4 protein-coding genes and 1 pseudogene are annotated in these 4232 nt (G+C 39.1%); 3 read left to right on the forward strand and 2 right to left on the reverse strand.

Going from position 1 to position 4232, the window contains the following annotated elements; all coding sequences use genetic code 11:
• Nucleotides 1-555, forward strand: a pseudogene (locus tag SINDD18_RS11195) (H2O-forming NADH oxidase); the annotation flags it as partial.
• 93 nt (nucleotides 556-648) lie between these two features.
• Here the strand turns inward: SINDD18_RS11195 and SINDD18_RS02610 are convergent.
• Both SINDD18_RS02610 and SINDD18_RS02615 read right to left on the reverse strand, forming a co-directional pair.
• Complete coding sequence (locus SINDD18_RS02610) at nucleotides 649-1506, reverse strand: YitT family protein (RefSeq protein WP_061862976.1); 858 nt, start codon at nucleotides 1504-1506, stop codon at nucleotides 649-651.
• A 62-nt stretch (nucleotides 1507-1568) separates the two neighbouring features.
• Nucleotides 1569-3224 (reverse strand): Rqc2 family fibronectin-binding protein, encoded by a 1656-nt coding sequence (locus tag SINDD18_RS02615; protein ID WP_061862977.1) that lies wholly within the window; start codon nucleotides 3222-3224, stop codon nucleotides 1569-1571.
• 104 nt (nucleotides 3225-3328) lie between these two features.
• On the opposite strand from SINDD18_RS02615, the gene ybeY reads away from it, so the two are divergent.
• Entirely contained in the window at nucleotides 3329-3826 is a 498-nt protein-coding gene (gene ybeY, locus SINDD18_RS02620; protein WP_049503552.1) for an rRNA maturation RNase YbeY, read from the forward strand.
• Entirely contained in the window at nucleotides 3807-4202 is a 396-nt protein-coding gene (locus tag SINDD18_RS02625; protein WP_061862978.1) for a diacylglycerol kinase family protein, read from the forward strand. Before ybeY ends, SINDD18_RS02625 begins: the two co-directional genes overlap by 20 nt.
• Nucleotides 4203-4232: the final 30 nt, after the last annotated feature.

The following is a 4232-nucleotide window of genomic DNA, read 5'->3' on the forward strand; positions in this document are numbered from 1 at the left end:
TTCCTTGTAGACAAGAAACAAGAAACATCACTTCCAGGAGTATTCGCTGTGGGTGACTGTGCGACTGTTTATGACAACGCTCGTAAAGACACTAGCTACATCGCTCTTGCATCAAATGCTGTACGTACTGGTATCGTAGGTGCTTACAATGCTTGTGGACATGAACTTGAAGGAATCGGTGTTCAAGGATCAAATGGTATCTCAATCTACGGTCTTCACATGGTTTCAACTGGTTTGACTCTTGAAAAAGCTAAAGCTGCAGGCTACAATGCTGTTGAAACAGGCTTCAACGATCTTCAAAAACCAGAATTTATGAAACATGACAACTATGAAGTAGCAATCAAGATTGTCTTTGATAAAGACAGCCGTGAAATCCTTGGTGCTCAAATGGTATCTCGTGATTCAGCAATCAGCATGGGAATTCACATGTTCTCATTGGCTATCCAAGAACATGTTACAATTGAAAAATTGGCATTGACAGACCTATTCTTCTTGCCACACTTCAACAAACCATACAACTACATCACAATGGCTGCACTTACAGCTGAAAAATAATGACTTGTAAAACGGAAGATTTGCTTCTTCCGTTTTTATCATCAAAAGAATAGTAACTTCAAATTTGAAGTTACTATTTTTGTTGTCTATGTATTAGGAAGTTTCTTCATTCACAAATGTGAAGCCTTCCCCAAGAATTTCGTGAGCTTCAGTGATGGTGATAAAGGCTTTAGGATCAATCGTATGAATCAATTCTTTCATCTTAATCATTTCATTTCTTGCTACGATACAGTAGATAATTTTTAAATCTTTTTGACTGTAGTAACCTTGCCCTGATATGAAGGTGACACCACGACCTAAATCTTCATTGATTTTATCTGCCACTTCCATAGGCTTTTGAGTGATAATCATAAAACCTTTTCCAGCATATCCGCCTTCACCAATCAAGTCAATAACTCTTGAGACGATGAAGTCAAATAGAAGTGTATAAGTAACGAGACGAAGGTCTTGGAAGATTATTAAAATGAGCATTAAGATGAGGAAGTCTAGTGCAAAGAGTAATTTCCCCACGGAGATATTGGTGTACTTGTTCAGGATTCGAGCGACGATATCTGTTCCTCCAGTGGTACCACCAGCATTGAAGATAATACCTAGACCAAGTCCCAAAAGAACACCCGCAACTAAAGCAACGATGACTAGATCTCCCTCAAGATTAAAGCTGAGAGGAATCTTCTCAAAGATTGCCAGCCAAATAGATAAGGAAATAGTACCAAGCAGGCTGCTGTACAGGGTCTTCGCACCAAATATTTTCCAGGCTAGAATGAATAATGGGATATTGATGATGAGGTTCATCACGGAGATAGGGATGTTAAAGAGATAATAGGTAATCAAGGTGATTCCCGTTGCTCCACCTTCGAATAAGTGGTGGGGAACAACAAAATACGTGAGTCCGAAGGCATAAATGGCAGCTCCGAATATAATAGTTAAAATAGATTTGATATGCCGTAGCATTGAACGCACCTCCCATTTTTATTTGAGTCTTTAGCAGTAACAGCCCACTAGTTTACAAGACTTTATTTGATTTTCATGGACTGAATCTTTTCAGGGTCTGGTGTGACACGGAGGGTCTTTTGCCCAGTATAGGTGACAAAACCAGGTTTTCCACCAGTTGGTTTGTTGAGTTTTTTGACCTCAATCATATCTACTTGAACGAGATTTGAGAGACGCCCCTTAGAGAAGTAGGCTGCAAGTTCTGCAGCGTCTGTTTTAACCTCATCAGTCGGATTGAGATTGCCTGAGATAACAACATGACTTCCAGGGATATCCTTAGCGTGGAACCAGAGTTCTTCTTTACGGGCCATTTTAAAGGTCAATTCCTCGTTTTGTAGGTTATTGCGCCCCACGTAGATGATCGTTTTTCCATCACTAGCTAGATATTGTTCTGGTTTCTGTCGTTTCTGGATTTTTTCCCTTTGTCTTCGACGGATAAATCCTGTTTGGATCAATTCTTCTCTAATTTCAGCAATTTCATTGAGTCCGGCTTGATTGAGTACCGTTTCGACACTTTCTAGATAGAGAATGGTTGCCTTGGTTTCTTCAATCAGGTCAGTCAAGTATTTGACAGCTTCTTTTAATTTCTGATAGCGTTTGAAGTAGCGTTGAGCATTTTGGTTTGGCGTTAATGCCTTATCAAGTGCAATCGTGATAGGCTGGTTGGTGTAGTAGTTTTTCAAAATGACCTGATCTTGGTCATTGGGAACTTGATGAAGGAAAGTGGTTAGTAACTCACCTTTTTGACGAAATTCTTCTGCATTTTCGGTAGCCAGAAGTTCTTTTTCCTGTTTCTTTAGTTTTTGACGATTCTTTTGTAGTTCGTTTTCGACGCGACGTATGAGTTCGCTAGCCTGTTGTTTCACACGGTCACGTTCGGCTTTATCCTTATAATAGATATCAAGTAATTGTGAAAGACTGTCAAAATTCTCTGCTGTTTTACTAGAAAAAGTCACACAAGAAAAGGATTTATCTGTTAGGCAAGGGTTGCTTTCTTGTCCAAAGAAGTTCCGGAAAGTGGCTAGTTTATCATTAAGCAGTTGTCTTTCTAACTCGGTTGCTGTATCTCTTCCCAAACCTTGAAAGAGGTTTTGAAGATTTTTAGCAGTTAACTCTTGGGTTTGTAGAATCTCAAAGAGTTTTTCGTCCTTGACCATAAAAGGATTGAGAGCTTCTGTACTTGGAGGAGCGATATAAGTAGCACCTGGTAATAAGGTACGGTAACTATTTTGAGAGAAACCGATATGCTTGATAACTTCAAGAATTTTGTGACTAGACTTATCTACAAGGAGAATATTGCTATGTTTCCCCATAATTTCGATGATGAGTGTGGCCTGGATATGGTCCCCAATCTCGTTTTTATTGGAAACCGTGATTTCCACGATACGATCGTTTTCAATTTGCTCGATTGACTCAATAACTGCTCCTTGAAGATACTTTCTCAATACCATAATAAAAGTAGATGGCTGAGCAGGGTTTTCAAAGGTGGATTCTGTTAACTGTATGCGTCCAAAAACTGGATGGGCAGACAGGAGCAAACGATGACTTTTACGATTGCTACGGATTTGCAGGACCAATTCTTGGTCAAAGGGTTGATTTATCTTTTGGATGCGACCATTTAGTAGTTCAGTTCGCAATTCCTCAACCATGTGGTGTAAAAAAAATCCATCAAATGACATGGTTCTCTCCTCGTGAATGTATTCCATAGTATTATATCAAAAAGGTAGAATAAAATCATAGAAATGTGATATAATAAAGCCAAGTAAAGAGAATCGAGAAGCACATGTATATTGAAATGGTAGATGAAACTGGACAAGTTTCAAAAGAAATTTTAGAACAAACACAGGAAATTTTAGAATTTGCTGCAAAAAAAATTGGAAAAGAAGACAAGGAAATGGCGGTCACATTTGTGACCAACGAACGAAGCCATGAACTCAATCTAGAGTTTCGTGATACCGATCGTCCGACAGATGTCATTAGCCTTGAGTATAAGCCAGAGTTGGAAATTGCCTTTGACGAAGAAGATTTGCTTGAAAATCCAGAATTAGCAGAGATGATGTCTGAGTTTGATGCCTATATCGGTGAGCTTTTCATTTCCATTGATAAGGCACATGAGCAAGCTGAGGAGTACGGTCATAGTTTTGAGCGTGAAATGGGCTTCTTGGCAGTGCACGGCTTTTTACACATTAACGGCTATGATCATTACACTCCCGAGGAAGAAGCGGAGATGTTCGGTTTACAAGAAGAAATTTTGACAGCCTATGGACTCACAAGACAATAAACGAAAATGGAAAAATCGTGACCTAAGCTCCAGTTTAGAATTTGCCATTACAGGGATTTTTACTGCGATTAAGGAAGAACGGAACATGAGAAAGCATGCAGTGACGGCTCTAATAGTTGTCCTTGCAGGTTTTGTTTTTCAGGTGTCACGAATCGAATGGTTATTTCTACTTTTAAGCATTTTCATGGTAGTAGCTTTTGAGATTATTAATTCAGCTATTGAAAATGTAGTAGATTTGGCTAGTCACTATCACTTTTCTATGTTGGCAAAAAAAGCTAAAGACATGGCAGCTGGTGCCGTGCTTGTGGTCTCTCTTTTTGCCGCTTTGACAGGTGCACTTATCTTTCTCCCACGGATTTGGGATTTATTATTTTAAACAGTAAGAGGAAATTATGACATTTAAATC

Origin of the sequence: Streptococcus infantis, from assembly GCF_001579645.1 — a bacterium.
Classification (GTDB): domain Bacteria; phylum Bacillota; class Bacilli; order Lactobacillales; family Streptococcaceae; genus Streptococcus; species Streptococcus infantis_E.

Coding starts and splice junctions, on each gene's coding strand:
- ybeY (WP_049503552.1), top strand. CDS start 3,329: ATGTATATTGAAATGGTAGATGAAACTGGACAAGTTTCAAAAGAAATT.
- SINDD18_RS02615 (WP_061862977.1), bottom strand. CDS start 3,224: ATGTCATTTGATGGATTTTTTTTACACCACATGGTTGAGGAATTGCGA.
- SINDD18_RS02625 (WP_061862978.1), top strand. CDS start 3,807: ATGGACTCACAAGACAATAAACGAAAATGGAAAAATCGTGACCTAAGC.
- SINDD18_RS02610 (WP_061862976.1), bottom strand. CDS start 1,506: ATGCTACGGCATATCAAATCTATTTTAACTATTATATTCGGAGCTGCC.